The organism is Daejeonella sp., from assembly GCF_030695525.1.
Taxonomy (GTDB): Bacteria; Bacteroidota; Bacteroidia; order Sphingobacteriales; family Sphingobacteriaceae; genus Daejeonella.
The window spans coordinates 1-17,427 of the sequence record NZ_JAUYSS010000046.1; the positions used below are offsets into that span (position 1 = coordinate 1).

Annotated in this window: 13 protein-coding genes; 2 read left to right on the forward strand and 11 right to left on the reverse strand. The window is 42.5% G+C overall.

Translation table 11 applies throughout. The features are described from left to right. Positions 1-563: 563 nt before the first annotated feature. The 5 genes from Q8S11_RS09750 to Q8S11_RS09770 all read right to left on the reverse strand — a co-directional run bounded on the left by Q8S11_RS09750 (position 564) and on the right by Q8S11_RS09770 (position 7,045). A complete protein-coding gene (locus tag Q8S11_RS09750; RefSeq protein WP_305661904.1) occupies positions 564-2,909 on the reverse strand; it encodes a DUF4838 domain-containing protein in 2,346 nt (781 codons plus the stop codon). Between the two features lie 232 nt (positions 2,910-3,141). Continuing rightward, positions 3,142-3,669 carry a hypothetical protein gene (locus Q8S11_RS09755; RefSeq protein WP_305661905.1) on the reverse strand — a complete coding sequence of 176 codons (528 nt, stop codon included), beginning with the start codon at positions 3,667-3,669 and terminating at the stop codon, positions 3,142-3,144. Between the two features lie 58 nt (positions 3,670-3,727). After that, the gene (locus tag Q8S11_RS09760; protein ID WP_305661906.1) at positions 3,728-3,982 is read right to left on the reverse strand and encodes a hypothetical protein; all 255 of its coding nucleotides are present in this window, start codon (positions 3,980-3,982) and stop codon (positions 3,728-3,730) included. A gap of 43 nt (positions 3,983-4,025) precedes the next feature. Continuing rightward, the gene (locus Q8S11_RS09765) at positions 4,026-4,487 is read right to left on the reverse strand and encodes a RidA family protein (RefSeq protein WP_305661907.1); all 462 of its coding nucleotides are present in this window, start codon (positions 4,485-4,487) and stop codon (positions 4,026-4,028) included. Between the two features lie 119 nt (positions 4,488-4,606). Further along, positions 4,607-7,045: a penicillin acylase family protein gene (locus tag Q8S11_RS09770; RefSeq protein WP_305661908.1), complete on the reverse strand. Its 2,439-nt coding sequence runs from the start codon at positions 7,043-7,045 to the stop codon at positions 4,607-4,609. Positions 7,046-7,502: 457 nt separating this feature from the next. Here Q8S11_RS09770 and Q8S11_RS09775 point away from each other — a divergent pair, with 457 nt between their 5' ends. After that, positions 7,503-8,699, forward strand: coding sequence for a sialidase family protein (locus Q8S11_RS09775; RefSeq protein ID WP_305661909.1), 1,197 nt, complete (start codon positions 7,503-7,505; stop codon positions 8,697-8,699). A 301-nt stretch (positions 8,700-9,000) separates the two neighbouring features. Here the strand turns inward: Q8S11_RS09775 and Q8S11_RS09780 are convergent, their stop codons facing one another. From Q8S11_RS09780 to Q8S11_RS09800, 5 genes are all read right to left on the reverse strand, one after another. Continuing rightward, positions 9,001-9,918: a hydroxypyruvate isomerase family protein gene (locus Q8S11_RS09780; RefSeq protein ID WP_305661910.1), complete on the reverse strand. Its 918-nt coding sequence runs from the start codon at positions 9,916-9,918 to the stop codon at positions 9,001-9,003. Positions 9,919-9,939: 21 nt separating this feature from the next. Further along, positions 9,940-11,265, reverse strand: a complete 1,326-nt coding sequence (locus tag Q8S11_RS09785) for a Gfo/Idh/MocA family protein (protein ID WP_305661911.1) — start codon at positions 11,263-11,265, stop codon at positions 9,940-9,942. Positions 11,266-11,282: 17 nt separating this feature from the next. Further along, positions 11,283-12,272 (reverse strand): SUMF1/EgtB/PvdO family nonheme iron enzyme, encoded by a 990-nt coding sequence (locus Q8S11_RS09790; RefSeq protein ID WP_305661912.1) that lies wholly within the window; start codon positions 12,270-12,272, stop codon positions 11,283-11,285. Positions 12,273-12,833: 561 nt separating this feature from the next. After that, a complete protein-coding gene (locus Q8S11_RS09795) occupies positions 12,834-14,066 on the reverse strand; it encodes a PQQ-dependent sugar dehydrogenase (RefSeq protein ID WP_305661913.1) in 1,233 nt (410 codons plus the stop codon). 59 nt (positions 14,067-14,125) lie between these two features. Beyond that, positions 14,126-15,172, reverse strand: coding sequence for an NAD(P)-dependent alcohol dehydrogenase (locus Q8S11_RS09800; protein WP_305661914.1), 1,047 nt, complete (start codon positions 15,170-15,172; stop codon positions 14,126-14,128). A 509-nt stretch (positions 15,173-15,681) separates the two neighbouring features. On the opposite strand from Q8S11_RS09800, the gene Q8S11_RS09805 reads away from it, so the two are divergent. Further along, positions 15,682-16,635 carry an amidohydrolase family protein gene (locus Q8S11_RS09805; protein ID WP_305661915.1) on the forward strand — a complete coding sequence of 318 codons (954 nt, stop codon included), beginning with the start codon at positions 15,682-15,684 and terminating at the stop codon, positions 16,633-16,635. 2 nt (positions 16,636-16,637) lie between these two features. On the opposite strand, the gene Q8S11_RS09810 is transcribed toward Q8S11_RS09805, so the two are convergent. Further along, positions 16,638-17,348 carry a GDSL-type esterase/lipase family protein gene (locus tag Q8S11_RS09810; RefSeq protein ID WP_305661916.1) on the reverse strand — a complete coding sequence of 237 codons (711 nt, stop codon included), beginning with the start codon at positions 17,346-17,348 and terminating at the stop codon, positions 16,638-16,640. Between the last annotated feature and the right edge of the window lie 79 nt (positions 17,349-17,427).

Here is a 17,427-nt window from a genome sequence, read left to right on the forward strand (position 1 = left end):
GGAACAGCGGATGAAAGCTGGAAATTTAAGAAGAGCTTTTCCTGATATTTTTTCTTGCCTTGCATGAACTAATTTCCACAAAATCAACTTTCTTTAAAAATTATAGTTATCAACCATTGTGAGTTGTGCAACAGCCACCTGAAGAAAAAGGACTAGGCCTCCGCGGCCATGTGCGGGATAAACTAAGCTATTTCAGGACGAGGCACAAGGGAATAATTTAGAAACGAGTCTGAAGACTCTTTTTTATTGACTAATCCGTAGATCCGCTGCGCTGAACGCTACGGACAGGGGTGTTAGAATTTTGTCTGAACTATGATTTTTTTGATTAGCTTGATTGTCATGATTCATAATAATCAAATATATCATCTGAATCATGGTTCAGACAATAGCGTAGGCGGGGCTCTTTATCATTCGATAATCCGGAGGCGCTGCTCTGAAACTTTACAACAGCTAAATACTGTATACCGGACAATCAATTATGGTAACCGATGGAAACCTTACGGACAGAAGATTAATTGTGGTACCTCCTAAATTTAACCCGATATTAAGTAATCATCTCCCCCTTACTTCACCACAATCTGATCAGTATAAATAGAAAGCGGTTGCCCAGAACGGATATGCCAGGATGGAGTTTTAAGTAAACTTTCTGCATGGACTTTAATGTAACGGGCTCTCGTGTCTGCTGTTAGTTCTGCCAGAAAGGGCAGGTATGAGATTTTAATGATTCCCGGGTTTTCAAGCGGGTTGGGATTGTGAGGGTTGCTGATTGTGATGTCTTCGCTGTATTCTTTACCATCCGAAGAAAGGGAATAGATTACATGTTTTGGTAGAGCAAACAAATGCCAGTCGGGTTGTGCCTGCGGGTTCAGGAAATCCATGTTTACAGAATTTACAGGCATGACTTCTCCCAGATCAAGAATAAAACCCATGTGTTCGGCGGTACAATAAACCCAGTTCTGATCGGCTTCCTGCCAGGATTCATAAGAGGCAAAAATGCCATCTGTCAGGCTCTCTAAAGCTTTTGATTTAGGGTTCGCTTTGCTGACAGGGATGATCTTTTTCCGGAATGATATAGCAGTGCTGATTCCTTCCATATTGTTGAATACCCGCATGTAGGATGTACGATAATGTTCAGGTGTTCCGCTTCTTTCCCGCACCAGTTTGACTTTATTCAGGGTACAGCCATCCGCAAAATTATTGACCAGGTTTTTAAATTCAGGTTTAGGTAAAACCCGCTCATTGCTGTCTTTTCGGAACATGCTTCGCTCTGTATTGATTTCTGTCCGGCCAATCTGTATTTCGGCATACATGAGGGGGAGGCGGGCAGTTTTGACGCGCTTTAATAATTCAGGGGTTGAAGCTACGGCATTTTCAGCTTTGTCGAAAAGCTGCTTGTATTGCTGCATCATTGCTGCCGACAAATAGGTATTTTTAGCGTGGATAGGATCTCCGAAAATACTCAGCACCATGCCGCTTTTTACGAGTGATTCCTGCATGCTTTCAATATACTGCCGGATAAAGGGAGCTGCCGCTTCGAAATATCCGTTGAGGAATTCATTGATAATGGCTTTATCATCAGCATCCGGATCCCACATTAATTTGCTGATCAGGTAGGAGCGGAGCAGGGCCATTTCGGCTGCTGCTTCGTTGTTTGCCTGCATGAACAAAGCATTCACGCGATTATCTGTGTAGAATTTAATATTGGGTTTTAAGGTGTGCAGATTTGGGAAAGGGGAAATATAATTGGTGAACTGTATATTATAATCCCATATGATGATATCTTTTGAGAGTGCACCCCAATCTTTCAGGTCCTGGGAAAAAGCAGGGTCTGTGACATAAACCGGAGCCTGTCTTGAACTTTCAATATTGCAAAGCATAATATTCACATTGGGCTCAATTTCGATATTTTTTGGAGCCTTGCGCGAATACCAGTATGCCAGGGTTGAAATGATCTTATCAGGAATTTCGCGTGCGACCTGATTTACAAAATAAATAATCGAACCACTTGGAACATTGCCGTATTTCTCATTCAATGCTTTACAGCCAGCACATTGGCAATACCTGTCATTATCGTCCTGGCTAACCGACCAATAACTGGCAGTCGGCTTTTCCTTAATTTTGTTTTTAAGACTGGCAACAAGAAGTCTTAACACTTCTGGATTCGACAAACATAACTGGGTTCCCGGCCGTCTTACACCATCGATCAATGAATAATATTCGGGATGGGTTTTGGCATATTCCTGTTGCGGGACCAGCGTATTGAAGGTATGTACGAATAATCCCCAGTCATCCCTCGACGAAAGTTTATGCCAGTCTGAATACTCCTGATCAGCCATCTGGCTGTATGAGGTAGTTCTGTATTTGATTTTCGGCTCCACAAGCTTTTCAGCCCGGGGCGGATGGAAAGTCTTAGCTTTTGGACTAGTCGCAATCTCCGGTGAATATTTCCTGAAACCCAATCCCTCAAGCAGATCAAAAACTCCAAAAAGTAAACCTCTTTTCGCACCACCGGCTATGATAATATTGTTTCCTTCCACTTTGCGGATAAAACCGGCTTCAGGTAGTTGGGTAAAATTGATTTGTCCGGCTTTCGCATACTCTGTTTCACCAAGGTAAATACCGTTCTTAACTACTGATTTCCCTTCTTCTGAAACGGGAACCGTCTTAACCGATAATTTCGATAAATACTTCTGCAAAGCCAGAGCCGCTTCCTTTTCAATTGCGTTCGCCTGGGCCGGAATAATGATCTGGTAATCTAAGATCCCATCCCCGGTCATTTGCCTGCCCAATAGACTATCCTTCAATTCAGCACTCAACATATCCGGCAGAAAAGTTAGCCCCGCTGCAACTATACCGGTGTTCTTTAAAAAACTTAACCTTGATAAATTTTTAACTTTATCGCTTCCCATGTATATAATTTAGTTGTCAGTTGTCAGTTGTCAGTTGCCTGTTGTCAGTAATTAGTTGGTTCATTTCAAACACTTAGCTATTTCCCTACCAACTCTCCACTCTCAATTCAATTTCTAAGTTCCCTAAGCGTCGGCCTTGCCTGCCGGCAGGCAGGGATGACATACCGCTGAGTAATATTATCTGTACTCAATACCCAATACTCAATACCCATTACTCAATACTCAATACCCATTACTCAATACTCCCTAACTCAATCTTGAATTCCGGATTATCAAACACATTCTTTGAAAACTTATAATTACTGTAATTGTCTATGTCAATAAATCCCTCTTTTTCAATAAAATTTCCACTGATTTTTACATGATCACCCGTTTTAAATCCCTGAATCATCTCCTTTTTGCTATTATCAAGAATACAGTTAAAAATAATTGATTTCTGGGCGGATTTATTTGAAGGATCCAGAATAATACTGAAATTAATTTCAATAGAAGCCGGTTTTTCGATAATCTCAACTACTGTTGCCTGCCAGAAATCAAATTTTAGTGACAGACTGTCTTTGATATAGGCTTTTGTAGAAATTACCCCATTGTCGAGCAGAATACTCCGATTGGCTTTATCCTGTTCTGAGACATTTACAGCATCCCGGATTGATTTTACGTAATTCACAAATCTGACCTGATCATCCGGTCCTTGTAATTCGGCATTTTGTCCGCAGGAAGCTAAAAGGAACAAAATGCCTGCAATAATTAAATTTTTCATGTTCTTTTAATTGTTCAATTCCTAAACAAGCTATTTATCAGGTCTATATCAGGTTAAACTAAATGTAGCCAATGGCTCTCAAAATTCCAATAATCCCAACAAGAATCCAGAACACATTTAACAGGGTGTAGGCTCGGTCTTTTTTAAGAATAGCACACCAGGAAAGCAGAATGGCATCCAAGGTATTGAAAACCCATACAAAAAGGAATGGGCTATCGGGACCTAGCCAGCTAACGAGGGTAAAGCTGAAAATTCGCATGATGACCCCGATCATTTCAAAGGCCTTTATATTTTGCAGAATAAACTGATTCATAGAGCCCCGAGACTTAGTGTTTGTTCTGTATAGGATGCGGACACTATTTCGATTTTAAAGTGAACGAACTGGTTATTGAAATGCAGGAATTTCTTGAAAGTGAATGCACCCCGATTATTGTGCGGGTATGTTTTCCGGCCTCTCCGAGTACCTCATTAAAGAGATCAGAAGCTCCGTTGGCAACTGCCGGACCATCATTCCAGTTTTCCGTATTTTGAAAATAAATATCCAGATGATTAAGGCCTTCAACATTTTCAAATCCAATGAATTTTTGGATCTGTCCGATGATATTCCTTGCACAGATGCCCGCAGCTTCATAACCCTGTTCTGTGCTGATCTGATCACCCAAACGGCCGGCATGTTGAAGCTGACCATTCTTTATCGGAAACTGAATTGCAACATAAGCAATATTGCCGCGGTTATTGACTGCGGTATAAGAACCGCCCGGTTTTGGTAAATTTTCAAGATCTATCTTTAGTAAATTGACATTTTGTAGGATATCCATAGGTTATTTAATTTTTCAGGACGCAAATTAAGCATATGGCAGTAAATGACATTAATTTCATGCAAAAAGGACAAGCTCAGGGTCTGAGAGCTTGTCCTTTGAAGCTGGTCTAGAGTGGATTATTCAGGCTTCAGCAGTGTCTTACTTACGCTTACCTGCTCAATCTTATCTCTGGAATAATAGATCGGGAAATGCTGATCTTTGGTCCATGGCTCAAAAAGGTTTCTGTAAAAGGGACTCGCAGGATCACCCGATTGCCCCGGGCCATTGGTCGCAACTGCGGCATCCCAATCGCCGGTATTGACAATAATCCGGAAAGATGCGCCTGCACTCTGGCGTAAATTTCCGCTGGTTGAACCCGGAGTATCCCCGTAACCGCCGCGGGGCAGGGGGCCGAGGTCTAAGCCGGCTTTTATACTGTCCTTTACGAGATGCCCCAATGCATGAGCCATATAGCTGTGTTTATATTTTTCCTGTCCGTACTGCCATTTGCTCTTGTCGGGGCCCAGCTTTTCTTCAAGGTCTTTTAATCCGGCGCTAAAGGTTTCAGCTAAAAAGCGATCGCGGCCGGCAATAGGATCTGAACCGAATTTTTTATCCGGACTCATGATCCAGTCGATTATTTTCTTGGTCTGCAGACTGATCAGACCTTTGACTGATTCCGGAATAAATCGTTCGCTTGCTTTTGATTTGATTTGATTCTCCCAGGAAACATAGATTGCAGCTTCAATGGAGTTCGGATTGAGTTTAAAATCCCAGCCCTTGAGTTGTTCTCTGGCATCTGCCTCTTTTCCGGTTAAGGATAAATTATTCAGCAGGGGAGTGATTGTTCTGGCCGGGATAGACAGATAATCAACCTGCAGGGCTTTCATATCATCCATTGTTAATTTTTTATCCGTGCCTAAGACCTCATTAATGCGGTTTCCGCGGTAGGGATCTGCCCAGGCGAATCCCGTTGCATCCCAGCGATTGAAATTCTCAGGGGTCAGATTCTGGTTAGCGGTTGCAAAAAAGCCTTTTTCCGGATTAAAGGTATTCGGACGTTCCTTAATTGGCAAACGGCCTTCCCATTCATATCGACCATCTCCCGGGACAGGAACCAGGCCGCTAGATTTTTGTCTAATTGGCTGATAACCAACAACCTGCCAGCCAATATTTCCTTGTTTATCAGCCCAAACCATATTCAGACTTGGAATGTGACTGTAAGAGCAGGCTTCACGGAATTCTTCCCAGGTTTTGGCCTGATCCATTCTCAAAGATGCCAGATAAGGCGCTGCACCCGGTTCCAGCCATCCGCAGCGAACTGCATAGGCCTTTTTATTCAGACTGTCGACATAGCTTACCGGGCCATGACGGGTATAAAGCAAATCAACTGGTTTATCAGACTTCCCTTTTACTTTAATTGTTTCCTGAATGACTTTCATATCCTCCCATTTCCCCTGGTATTGGTATTGGCGGAGATTTTTGGGATTGAGCTCATAAACATACAGATCCTCACTATCGGTGCCGAAAATGGTTAAACCCCATGCAACGTATTCATTATGACCTATTGAGATACCTGGAATTTCCGGCTCTCCGCCACCCACTACATTCCATCCCGGTGCAACCAGGTGACTCATGTAACGAAGTGATGGAACAGAAATCGTACGATGTGGATCATTGGCCATGAAAGCAGCTCCATCTGCCATTTTATTGGCTCCCACTACCCAGTTATTACTGCCAATCGAAAGTTTATCTTCTTTTGATTCATCAGCAGGTAGCATATCCAGACTGGCGGTCAGTTTCTTATCTCCGCGATACTCCGCCTGAACATCTTCCGGTTCAAATTTTACGGTCGCCCGAAAAGCATCATACAATTCCAGGATATCATCAAATAATAATTCCTTATTGATCGCAGGATCAAGATCTATATCAGGATCCTGTGGATGAAATGACGAAAGCTCCTTCACTTTTTCAGATCCCAGCCGGGCTACGGCACGGCCAGTCTTTAATTCTACTCCAATATTTCCCAATAAACCCTGATGCCTGGATATCACTACTTCAGGTGTCCATTTGCCGGGTTTTATGTTTAAGAGTTTGAATTCTATGGGCAGTTTTTCGGGTGTTTTAAGGATTTCTTCAATGTAGGCATTCACGCCCTCGCTATAGGCAGTAATGATCTCTTCACCATCCTGATGATAATGATTCATTTCCTGTTTCATATCCCCTCTGAATTTAAATAGACGGGAACCAATATCCCGTTTGATTTCCCTTTCGCCAAGAATCTCTGCGACGGTCCCGGTAGCCTGTCTTCTCCAAATTTCGAATTGAAACAGACGGTCTTTGGCTGCGGCATAGCCTTGGGCAAAGAACAGATCATGCTGATTTTTTGCATAAATATGATTCACTCCCCACTCATCCCGGATAATTTCAACAGGTTCTTTCAGGCCTTTAACAGATAAATTATCAAAGCCTGATTTGCCGCAGGAAATAAGAAAAGTTCCCAGGAGAATGATTAGTGTAAACCTCAGCGATTTTTGGTTAAACTGTTTGAATGAAATTTGGGTATGAATTGCCATAGATGTAAGTTTAGGTATGAATCAGATTTGCAATCTTTTTCTGAATATCAGTATTTTAGGGGATAGAAGCAAACCGATATAATCATAAATGATTTCAATAAGTAGAATGATGAGTTTTGGGGATGGGGGATTATTGATTTGTTTAGCAACCTTCCAGCCTATCATCCTGAACGCAGCGAGGAAGTTCGTGCTTATGAATCAATATTTGATCTAAAATCACTGAGTTCCCTCAACTGCTGAAGGGCAGCTTTCGGGATTTGGCACCTTATTTCTTCTAAGGAGCCTTCCAGCCTGTCATCCTGAACGAAGAGAAGGAACTTAGCGCTCTTGAAAAAAATTTGTCCTTAAAGAAAGTTCAACAAACATTTCCTCTTTCTTTTTATTAATTTGTTCTCTGAACAAATCGTGTCTCCTCAAAATGGCTGGTGGAGATAGTTCTCTTTTCCAATCCTTTTTTATGAAAAAATTAAGATTATTGACGGCATTTGTAATTTGTGTTTTTGCCCTGGGTTTCGTCAACAATAGCATAGCGAATTTTCAGGATCAGGCACTCAGGAAGGACAGCATCCCCGGAGTTCAGAAGATCAAGGACATCATGATTTATGAAGACCCTCAGTTCTATTCCTCATTTCCATCCATTGTAAACCGTCCTAATGGAGAATTTTTCTTGGCTTTCAGACGTGCACCCGATCGAAAGGTATTTGGGGAAAGCCATACTAATCATGTTGATCCTAACAGTTACCTTGTTTCACTGAGGTCAAAAGATGGGGAGAACTGGACGAAAAATCCGGAACTGATTTATGCACACCCATTTGGCGGATCTCAGGATCCTTGTTTGCTTCAACTGCGAGACGGCACTTTATTGTGTACAAGTTATGGATGGGCCTTTGTCAGACCCGATGGCATGTCAAAGCTCAAAAAGCCTCATTTTCTGGCAGGAGGGGCTGTATTTTTAGGAGGTTATCTGCTACGTTCAAAAGATGGCGGAGAGAGCTGGGAGCATCCAATCTATCCACCTCATATTCAGCCTGAGATAAATATTAATCCGATGGGTGATCCTGTCCCTGCTTACAACCGTGGTGCGCTGTATGAAGGCAAGAGCGGAAGAATTTTCTGGGCGGTGGCAGCAAGTCATGCCCCCGGTAAAACTTCTGTTCATCTGATTAATTCGGATGATAAGGGTCAGACCTGGAGCTATTCGGCTCCTGTGGCTGTTGACGATAAAATTTCTTTCAATGAGACCTCGGTTTATGAAACTCCCAAAGGGGATATTCTCGCATTCCTCAGGACTGCAGGCTTTGAAGATCAGGCCTGCATAGCCCGTTCCACTGACGGTGGCAAAACTTTTAGCAAATGGGAGGGAATGGGATTTCAAGGACATCCTTTAAATGCCCTCCGCCTTCCGGATAAACGGGTGCTGATTACCTATGGTTACCGGCATAAGCCTTTTGGCATCCGTGCCCGGATTTTGAATGAAGAGTGTACTGACTTTAAAACAGCTCCTGAGATTATTCTGCGGGAGGATGCTGGGAGTGGGGATATTGGCTATACCTGGCCGGTTCAGTTGGATAAAAAGCGGGTTCTGGTAGTTTATTATTTCAATAAGGATAGCGGAACGAGGTCGATTCAGGGAACTATCATAAAAGTAGATTGATTGTAAGCTTTCTTCTTATAGTAAATGAGCCTGTCCCTCAATGCGGGACAGGTTCATCAGAATTTTCAAATCATAAGTCCATTTTTAATTGGGACTGATTAGGTTTTTTTGTAATGGCTTTGGTTCTTAAACCCGATTGTAGCGGATACCGGCCTGTGTTTAAGGCTTGTGTAGTATGAGCGCAAAGCGGGGCTACCATTAAATATTGCAGAATAGCTGTTTTTCAATTAATAAAACCTTAGCAGCATAAAGGAAAAGCCTCTCTATATCTTACCCTTTAAGATTTAAAATCCAAATCAGATTATTTAAACTTATCAGCTTCCCGATAAGCTTTGATCAGTGCCAGCTCTCCTTCTTTACCCGGCATTGCATTTCCATGTTCCATTCCAAGGACTCCCTTAAAGCCTTTACCATCAATGTATTTGAAAACATTCCGATAATTGATTTCACCGGTTCCGGGTTCTTTTCTTCCCGGATTATCGCCGATCTGAATGTACGCGATTTCATCCCAGCATTTCTCCATGTTTGTGATCAGATTGCCTTCATTTTTCTGCATATGGTAAATATCATACAGGATTTTACAGGAAGGACTATTTACACCTTTACAAATCAGATGGGTCTGGTCGGAATGGCGCAGGAACAGGTCAGGGGTATCACTGAGCGGTTCAAGTACCATGATCAATCCATGCGGCTCCAGAATTTCGGCACCGCGTCTTAATGCTTCGATCACATTTCCGGTTTGTATGCCAATGGGAAGGGAGCGCTCAAAATCACCCGGGACTACCGTTGCCCATTTCGCGTTTACCCGCTTGGCCACGTCCACAGCCTGACGGCATCCGTTTAAAAAGATGTCGATGTGTTCTTTTTTGCCTGCTGCGAGGGTATTAGCACCGTTTCCGCCTTTATCGACAACAAATACTCCCATGGTCATGTTAAGCTTAGCCAGGGTATTGCCTATTTCTTCCTGTAAAGCTAGCGGACGCTTCATTAAACCATTGTCCTCAATGCTTCTAAAACCCTGATCATGCATGAATTTAATCTGATCAATAAAATTATTTCCGGCATGTGCAGCAAACATGCCAGCATGCGGTGCATAATCTAAATTGAAAGTTTTTTCTGCCTTTTTACCGGAAGAAATACCCGCAGCAAGGACTGAACTACCTGCAGTAGCACCTAAACCGAGCATCAGGCTGCTTTTTATGAATTCACTTCGTTTCATCGTTTTTATTTTTTAAGCTTCTCAGACTACTTTTGTTATTCCCGGAATAGCATAGGGATAGGTGCCATCAAAATTTGGTAAAACTTTTGGAAGAGCATCCCAGGCAAGGCGTTTAGGCATCAGGCTGATTTCCGAATTCAGTGCCTCATCCCATTTAACCACATTGCCGGAATAGGAGGCGTAACGTCCCAGAATTGCCGTCATTGTACTTTTTGCAGCATTTTCAGCATCCGAAAATTTGAACTGATTGGCAGTGATAGCTGCAAATAGTTCATCATGTTCAGTCTGATATGGATTGGCATCGCCCTTTCCTTCATAATTTAACAGCACCTTGCCTTTATGATCCCAAATATTCCCCTTGTTACTCGAATCGAGATAAATCTTGCCTTTAGTACCCTGAAATGATTCATCAATCCTGTTTGCACCTCCGGTATAATGCCGGCATTGGCTGGAGATTACGCTGCCATCGTCGTATACAAATTCAACAGAGTGGCTGTCATAAATTTCTCCATAATCTTTTCCGGTCCTTAAAAAGCGACCACCAGCTCCATAGGCTGAAACGGGATATTTATTTTTCACCCAGTTGGCTACGTCGATGTTATGAACATGCTGTTCAACGATATGATCACCGCATAGCCAGTTGAAATAATACCAGTTTCTCATTTGATATTCCATTTCAGTTTGGTTTGGCTGACGTGGATTTACCCATACCCCGCCGCTATTCCAGTATACCTGTCCGGATAACACATCTCCGATTCCTCCCTGATGTACTCTGTCAATGATTTCACGGTAATTTTTTTGGTAATGACGCTGAAGGCCAACCACCACATTCAACTTTTTACGCTTAGCTTCTTCAGCAGTCGCCAATACACTTCGGATTCCCGGCGAATCAGTGGCAACCGGTTTTTCCATGAAGATTTGTTTATTCTGCTTTACTGCTTCGGCAAAATGAGCAGGTCTGAATCCCGGAGGCGTACAAAGCATCACTACATCAGCATCCTGCATTGCTGCGATATAACCTTCGAAGCCAACAAACTTTTTATCATCAGGTACACTGATTTTCTCAGCGCCGAATTTTGTCAGAAGGGCCTGGTAGCTTTTGTCAAGTTTATCGGGAAAAGCATCAGCCATGGCTACAAGTTTTAGGTTGAACTTCGTACTCAATGCCTGGAATGCAGCTCCTGTTCCGCGGCTACCGCTGCCAATCAGGGCAATTTTAATGACGTCAGAGCCGCTTGCATAGGCGCCTGCCAGAGGAATTCCACTTAGTAATGCACCACCTGTAAGGATGGCTGAGGTTTTTAGAAAACTCCTCCTTTGTTTAGTTTCAAAAATTTCGTTCTTCATGTTATGAATAATTTGAATTAAAAGTCAGCTATGGGTTCACGATTGTAGTATGCTTCAATTTCTTCCTTTGAAGGTTTTATAAGTGGCCGCACCACGCGTATCCCAACAAATGTACCTCCGGTTAACCACCAGTTACTTTTTGGGATCTGGGGGTCTATTTGCTTCCACTCAGCTACTGATCCCCTGCGGCTTGCCGAGCGCAAATCTGTGGCAGAGTCTTCATATGATCCTCCGCGGACAGAATTTGGATATAAAGTCTCAAAAGGAACTACCGGATCCTGAGCGATTGTACCGGCGAATTTAGAATAACTATCAGGCTTGTACTGGTCATAAGTCCATTCGGTAACGTTTCCATGCATATCATACAAACCCCATGGATTAGGCTTTTTTTCACCTACCGGATGTGTTTTATTCTCGCTATTTGCTTTGTACCAGGCGAAGTCGTCCAGTTTTGATCCCTCAGGGTATGAGTAAGCACCGCTGGTTCCTGCCCTGCATGCATATTCCCACTCAGCCTCTGTTGGAAGCCGGTAAAATTCACCAGTTCTTGCATAGAGCCATTTGCAGAATTGTATTGCAGCGTACTGAGTCATACCTATCGCCGGGAAACCTTCTTTCCCCATGCCCCAGGTCATATCTACATAGGGTTTCGTTGGACGGGTTAAGGCATCAACCTGCTGTTTAAGAGGTGCTTTGCTGCGACTTATTTCCTGGTTTTTGTAAACGAAAGGTTCAAAAAAGTCCCAGGTAACTTCATGTTTCCCGATCCAGAAAGGACTGATCTTTACCTGATGCTGCGGACCTTCATCCGGGCGCCGCCCTGCTTCAGTTAGCGGACTGCCCATCGTATAACTTCCCCCCGGAATCGCGATCATATCAAATTTCAGATCTGTTCCTTCAAGGCTCTGAGTATATGTTTCAAAATCATTCTCCTGGGCTAATGTGAGTAAAGGGAATAAAATTAAGCAAAGGAATAATGATTTGAAAAGAAGGGTAAATGCTCTCATGAACGGTGTATGCAATTGAAAAATAAATATGCTCAATTTTATTTTAAAAATTAAGGTTTGGAACATAATGAATTAAAAGAAGCAGGGTGAAAAGGTAAAAATCAGCGATAGAAAACTAGTTTGAATATTTATTTAAACCTGAGTTCGATATAAGGACGAGTGAAATGATAAGGTTTTAATTGGTCATATAAGGCTTTGGACTCATAATGATTTGATTTTGGAAATCAATACCTGTGTGTTATAGGTAGGTTCAGCCCTTTCCTCCGGTTAGTTCCGGCACGAAATCGTCTTCTCTTTCAAATTACTACCAGCCGGAAGCTACCTCCTCCGGCAAGGTTTATTTTACCCAGGTTTGTATTACATTGGGACGGGCAGTCCGGCAAAAGGACCACCTAATGTATCTTTTTGGCTTCAAAAAGCCAAAAATGATGTCGTTCCCATCGTTAACGCAGCCACAACAATTAAATGCACCTGTGCTTGGATTTGGCCTGAATGATAAACGGCAATTTTCAAATAGAAAATTGCCGTTTAGTACTGATTATTTCTGAGCCGCTATTCTTTTTACTTTTTAGCTATTCTATAAAGTCTACCTTCATCAGTAATCGCATAAAGTGCTCCATCTTTTCCTGTCATTGTTGATCTGAACCGCTGGTTTTGATCAGCCAGTAATCTTTCTTCTCCAACAACTTTATTGTCTTTCAGTACCAATCTCAATATGTGTTTGCCACTCAATGCCCCAATAAACAGGTTATTTTTCCATTCAGGAATCATGTTGCCAGTGTAAAAAGACATTCCGCTTGGAGAGATTGATGGATTCCAGTAGTAGACAGGTTGTTCCATACCTTCTTTTTGATATAAACCTTCACCTACCTTGGCTCCACTGTATTCCATACCATAGGTGATTGTTGGCCAGCCATAGTCTTTGCCCGGTTTTACCAGATTTAGTTCATCGCCGCCCAGAGGACCAAACTCAGCGGTCCAGATGTCACCTGTTACCGGGTGGAATGCAAGATTCTGAACGTTTCTGTGACCATAAGAATAAATTTCAGGTTTTGCGCCAGCGCTCCATACCGGGTTGCCTGGTGCAGGTTTGCCATCTTTGGTTATACGTAATACTTTACCATTCGCAGATGTTAGATATTGTGCCTGTGGTCTGGTTTCCAATGAAGAACGTTCTCCGGTGGTAACTAATAGATTGCCTGTTTTGTCCACTAGGATTCTGCCTCCATAATGTCCCATACTTGGGTGTGCAGGATCAGCTCTGTAAATGACGCTAACATTTTCCATCTTTTTCTCATCAGCAGAAAGAGTTCCTTTCGCAACAGCAGTCAGGTTACCAGTGCTGGTTTTTTCAGAGAACACCCAATAGACAATTCTGTTTTTTGAAAAAGCCGGATCAAGGGTTAAGCCAAGTAAACCTCCCTGACCTCCTGAATTTACTTCGGGCAAACCTGTGATGGGCTCACTTACTTTTCCTGCAGTGGTGATAATTTTCATGGCACCGATTTTTTCGGTAATCAGAAGACGTCCGTCAGGTAAAATGGTAATTCCCCAGGGTCTTTTCAATCCTTCTGCAAGTATTTTTATATCCAATGCAGTTTTGGTTTTTATTCCTGCAATTCTGGTTTGACCTGCGAATGCAGGGGAATAATTATTGTTTGGAGCTAATTTCTCAACAGGTGCTTTTGTAGTGTCCTGAATAGGGCGATATTTTGCAAATGCATTGGCATTATTGCTGTAAGAAGTAAAAATTATTGCTGTACTTACAGCAAAAACATGGAATTTCTTTGTCATTTTAATGGTTTTTTTAAGATAATTTTACAAATTAATTAAATATCTGCATTAATCATGCCTTATTTCAATGATTTCATGTCAATCACAAATCGATAGTGAACATCTCCCTTGAGTGTGCGTTCATAGGCTTCATTGATCTGGTCAATATTAATCAGTTCGATGTCTGATGTAATATTGTGTTCGGCACAGTAATCCAGCATTTCCTGAGTTTCTTTGGTGCCCCCGACCAGAGATCCAACAAGACTCCGGCGGCCACCTATCAGTTGAAAGGCAGATACATCCGCAGGATTTGGTGGTGCCCCCAGAAGAATCATTACTCCGTTTGAACGCAAGAGTGCCAGGTATTCATTATAATCATGATCTGCAGAAACTGTATCAATGATGAAATTGAAGCTTGAGGCGAGTGATTTCATTACTTCAGGATCTGATGTAAGTTTAAAATGTGTCGCACCCAGACGTTTAGCATCCTTTTCTTTGCTTTTTGAACGACTCAACACTGTAACTTCAGCACCCATTGATGAGGCTATTTTAACAGCCATGTGCCCTAATCCACCAAGACCAAGAACCGCCAGTTTATCGCCCTTTTTTACATTCCAGTGTTTGATGGGAGAGTAGGTTGTAATTCCGGCACAAAGCAGGGGGGCAACGTTTTCCAATGGGAGTTTATCGGATACATTCAGAACAAATCGTTCCCTAACCACGATATGAGTAGAATATCCGCCAAGGGTAATCGATTTTTTGTCCTGTGTTAAGGAGTTATAGGTTTGGGTATGTCCGTTTTCGCAATACTGTTCCAGATAGTCATTGCAATTACTGCAATGTCCGCAGGAGTCGACAAAGCAACCTACACCAACAGTGTCGCCAGCTTTGAAGCGTTTAACTGAATCACCTACACGGGTTACTTTTCCAACGATCTCATGACCGGGAACGGCCGGGTAAACTGTACCTCTCCATTCGTTTCTCGCGGTATGTATGTCTGAGTGACAAACACCACAGAAAAGGATCTCGATTTCAACATCGTCTGCACCGGGTTCACGGCGGTCTAATTGCCAGGGTGCCAGTGGACTTTCCGCACTTTGGGCGGCATATGCTTTTACTGCTTTCATAGTTTTATTTGAAGATTTAAAGTTAAATAAGATTTGATTAATCTATGGTATTTGTCTGTAAAATAGAGGTGACTGAGGGGAGGACGGAATGTGGTATTACTCGCAATAACACTTCACATTGACCGTCATTTTCGAGGGAGGCCCGCCTGACCGGACGGGCAGGTACGACCGAGAAATCTGTTGCTTGGAGCAATACTGTTGCCTTTAGGATAATTCTCAAATTCAAGGCAATGCAAATTGGAACAGATTTCTCCACGCATTTTAATTGTTGGAAATAGAAGAATATTGCTCGCGTGTTCGAAATGACGGGCTAATTTGTTTAGGGGATTTCGTAAGTCTTAGGATTCAGACTTACGAATTTACTTAGGCGCCTTGCAAGATAAATTCGTCAGTCACCCTTTTAGCAAGCGACTGACGAAATCTACTTTCCGCTCGGCTAAGTGATTTCGCAAGTCTTAAAATTTTCGAGTTTGACATACATTATGTAAATTGGGTACGTAAACGTTATTATGGAAACAAAAAATACAATCAAACGCCGCCATTTTATAGCAGGAACAGGTTTGCTGCTCGCGGGCTATAGTTTGAGACTCAATGGAGCTGTACTACAGCCTGCTGAACCGATCATTGATATTCACCAGCATACCGATTATGCCGGGAGAACACAGGATAAAATGCTCGCACATCAGCGGATGATGGGGATTACTACTACGATTCTCCTGCCCGGTGGTAGGCCATTGAATTATGGCTCGACACATTATGGAGTAAGTAATGGCCTTCAGGTCAAAGCAGGAGGGAATGAGGTATGTTATCAATATGCGAAAGACCGTGCTCCCGAAATGCTTTTCGGGGCCTGTGAGGTGCCTGATTTTCCCGGGGCGATTCCTGAAATTGAAAAGTACCTGAAATTGGGTGCAAAAATGATTGGGGAGTTAAAATTCAATGTGGATTGCGATTCCCCAGAAATGCAAAAGATCTATCAGTTAGCTCAGGAATATGATGTGCCTGTATTGATGCACTGGCAATACAATATGTATAACCGTGGCTTTGAGCGTTTCCATAAAATGCTCGAAAAGTTTCCTGAAGTGAATTTTTTAGGACATTCACAAACCTTCTGGGCCAATATCGATAAGAACCATCCTGATCAGAATATTTTATATCCCCGGGGCAAGGTAACACCGGGTGGCTTAACTGATCGATTAATGAGCGATTATGCAAATATGTATGGTGACATTTCAGGAGGCTCCGGACTGAGTTCCATGACAAGGGATGAAGATCATGCACGTGCATTTTTAAGTAAGCATCAGGACAAACTGTTGTATGGCAGTGATTGCGATGACTATGCAGGTCACGGCCCGGCTTGCCAGGGTGCTGGAACTATTGAAGCAATCAAAAAACTCTCAGCGAGTAAAGCCATTGAGCGAAAAATCCTGTACAATAATGCTAAAAAGATGTTCCGCCTCTAAATTTAGCGGTTCCTTTTTTTAATGATTTTCACTATTTCATCAGCAATAAGCCGGTGCCCGGTATCCATCGGATGGGTGCCGTCCGGTAATAGCCCCTCCATTCCGGCAGGGTCTTTTCTGGCATATTTTCCAAATACTTTCCAGGAATTGATCAGCTCAACACGCTCTGATTTTGCCAGTTTGATTACCGCATTCCTGTAAAGTTTCAGGCGCTTATGCCTGAATGGTTCCAGTTTAGAGCTAAGCGGATTCGGGGTCAGAAGTATGACTCTGCCATTGATTTTTTTGATCTCAGTAATGAAATGATTCAGATTGGCAATATAGGCTTCCAGGGGAATGCGAGATGCGCTGCCTTCTCCCTTATCCTGATAAGCATCATTGAGACCAAAATTAAGAGTTACCCAATCAGGGTGATGGCTTAATACAGCTTTTTCAAACCTGTCCATCGCATGTTCGATTTTAGGACTATCATTATCCTTCACCGATCCGCTGTGATTGCTTCCAACACCTGAATTAATTACGTTATTTGCTATCCCGGCTTCATTCAGGTCTTCATGTATACGAACTGCATAAACCTTCTCAATTCCTTTTCTTGGTGCTGTTGTGGAATTACCGAAAGTGACGATTAAGAGCTTCTTTTTCTCTTGTGCTGAAGAAAAGGTACTTAACAGGACAATCAATAGTACTATTGATACCCTTAATAGGAAGTGCATATATTTTGTTCTCATTAGTCAGGCTTTGCAAAAAATCAATTTAGTAATTATTTAATTTCCGGCGAATGCTGGAATAAAA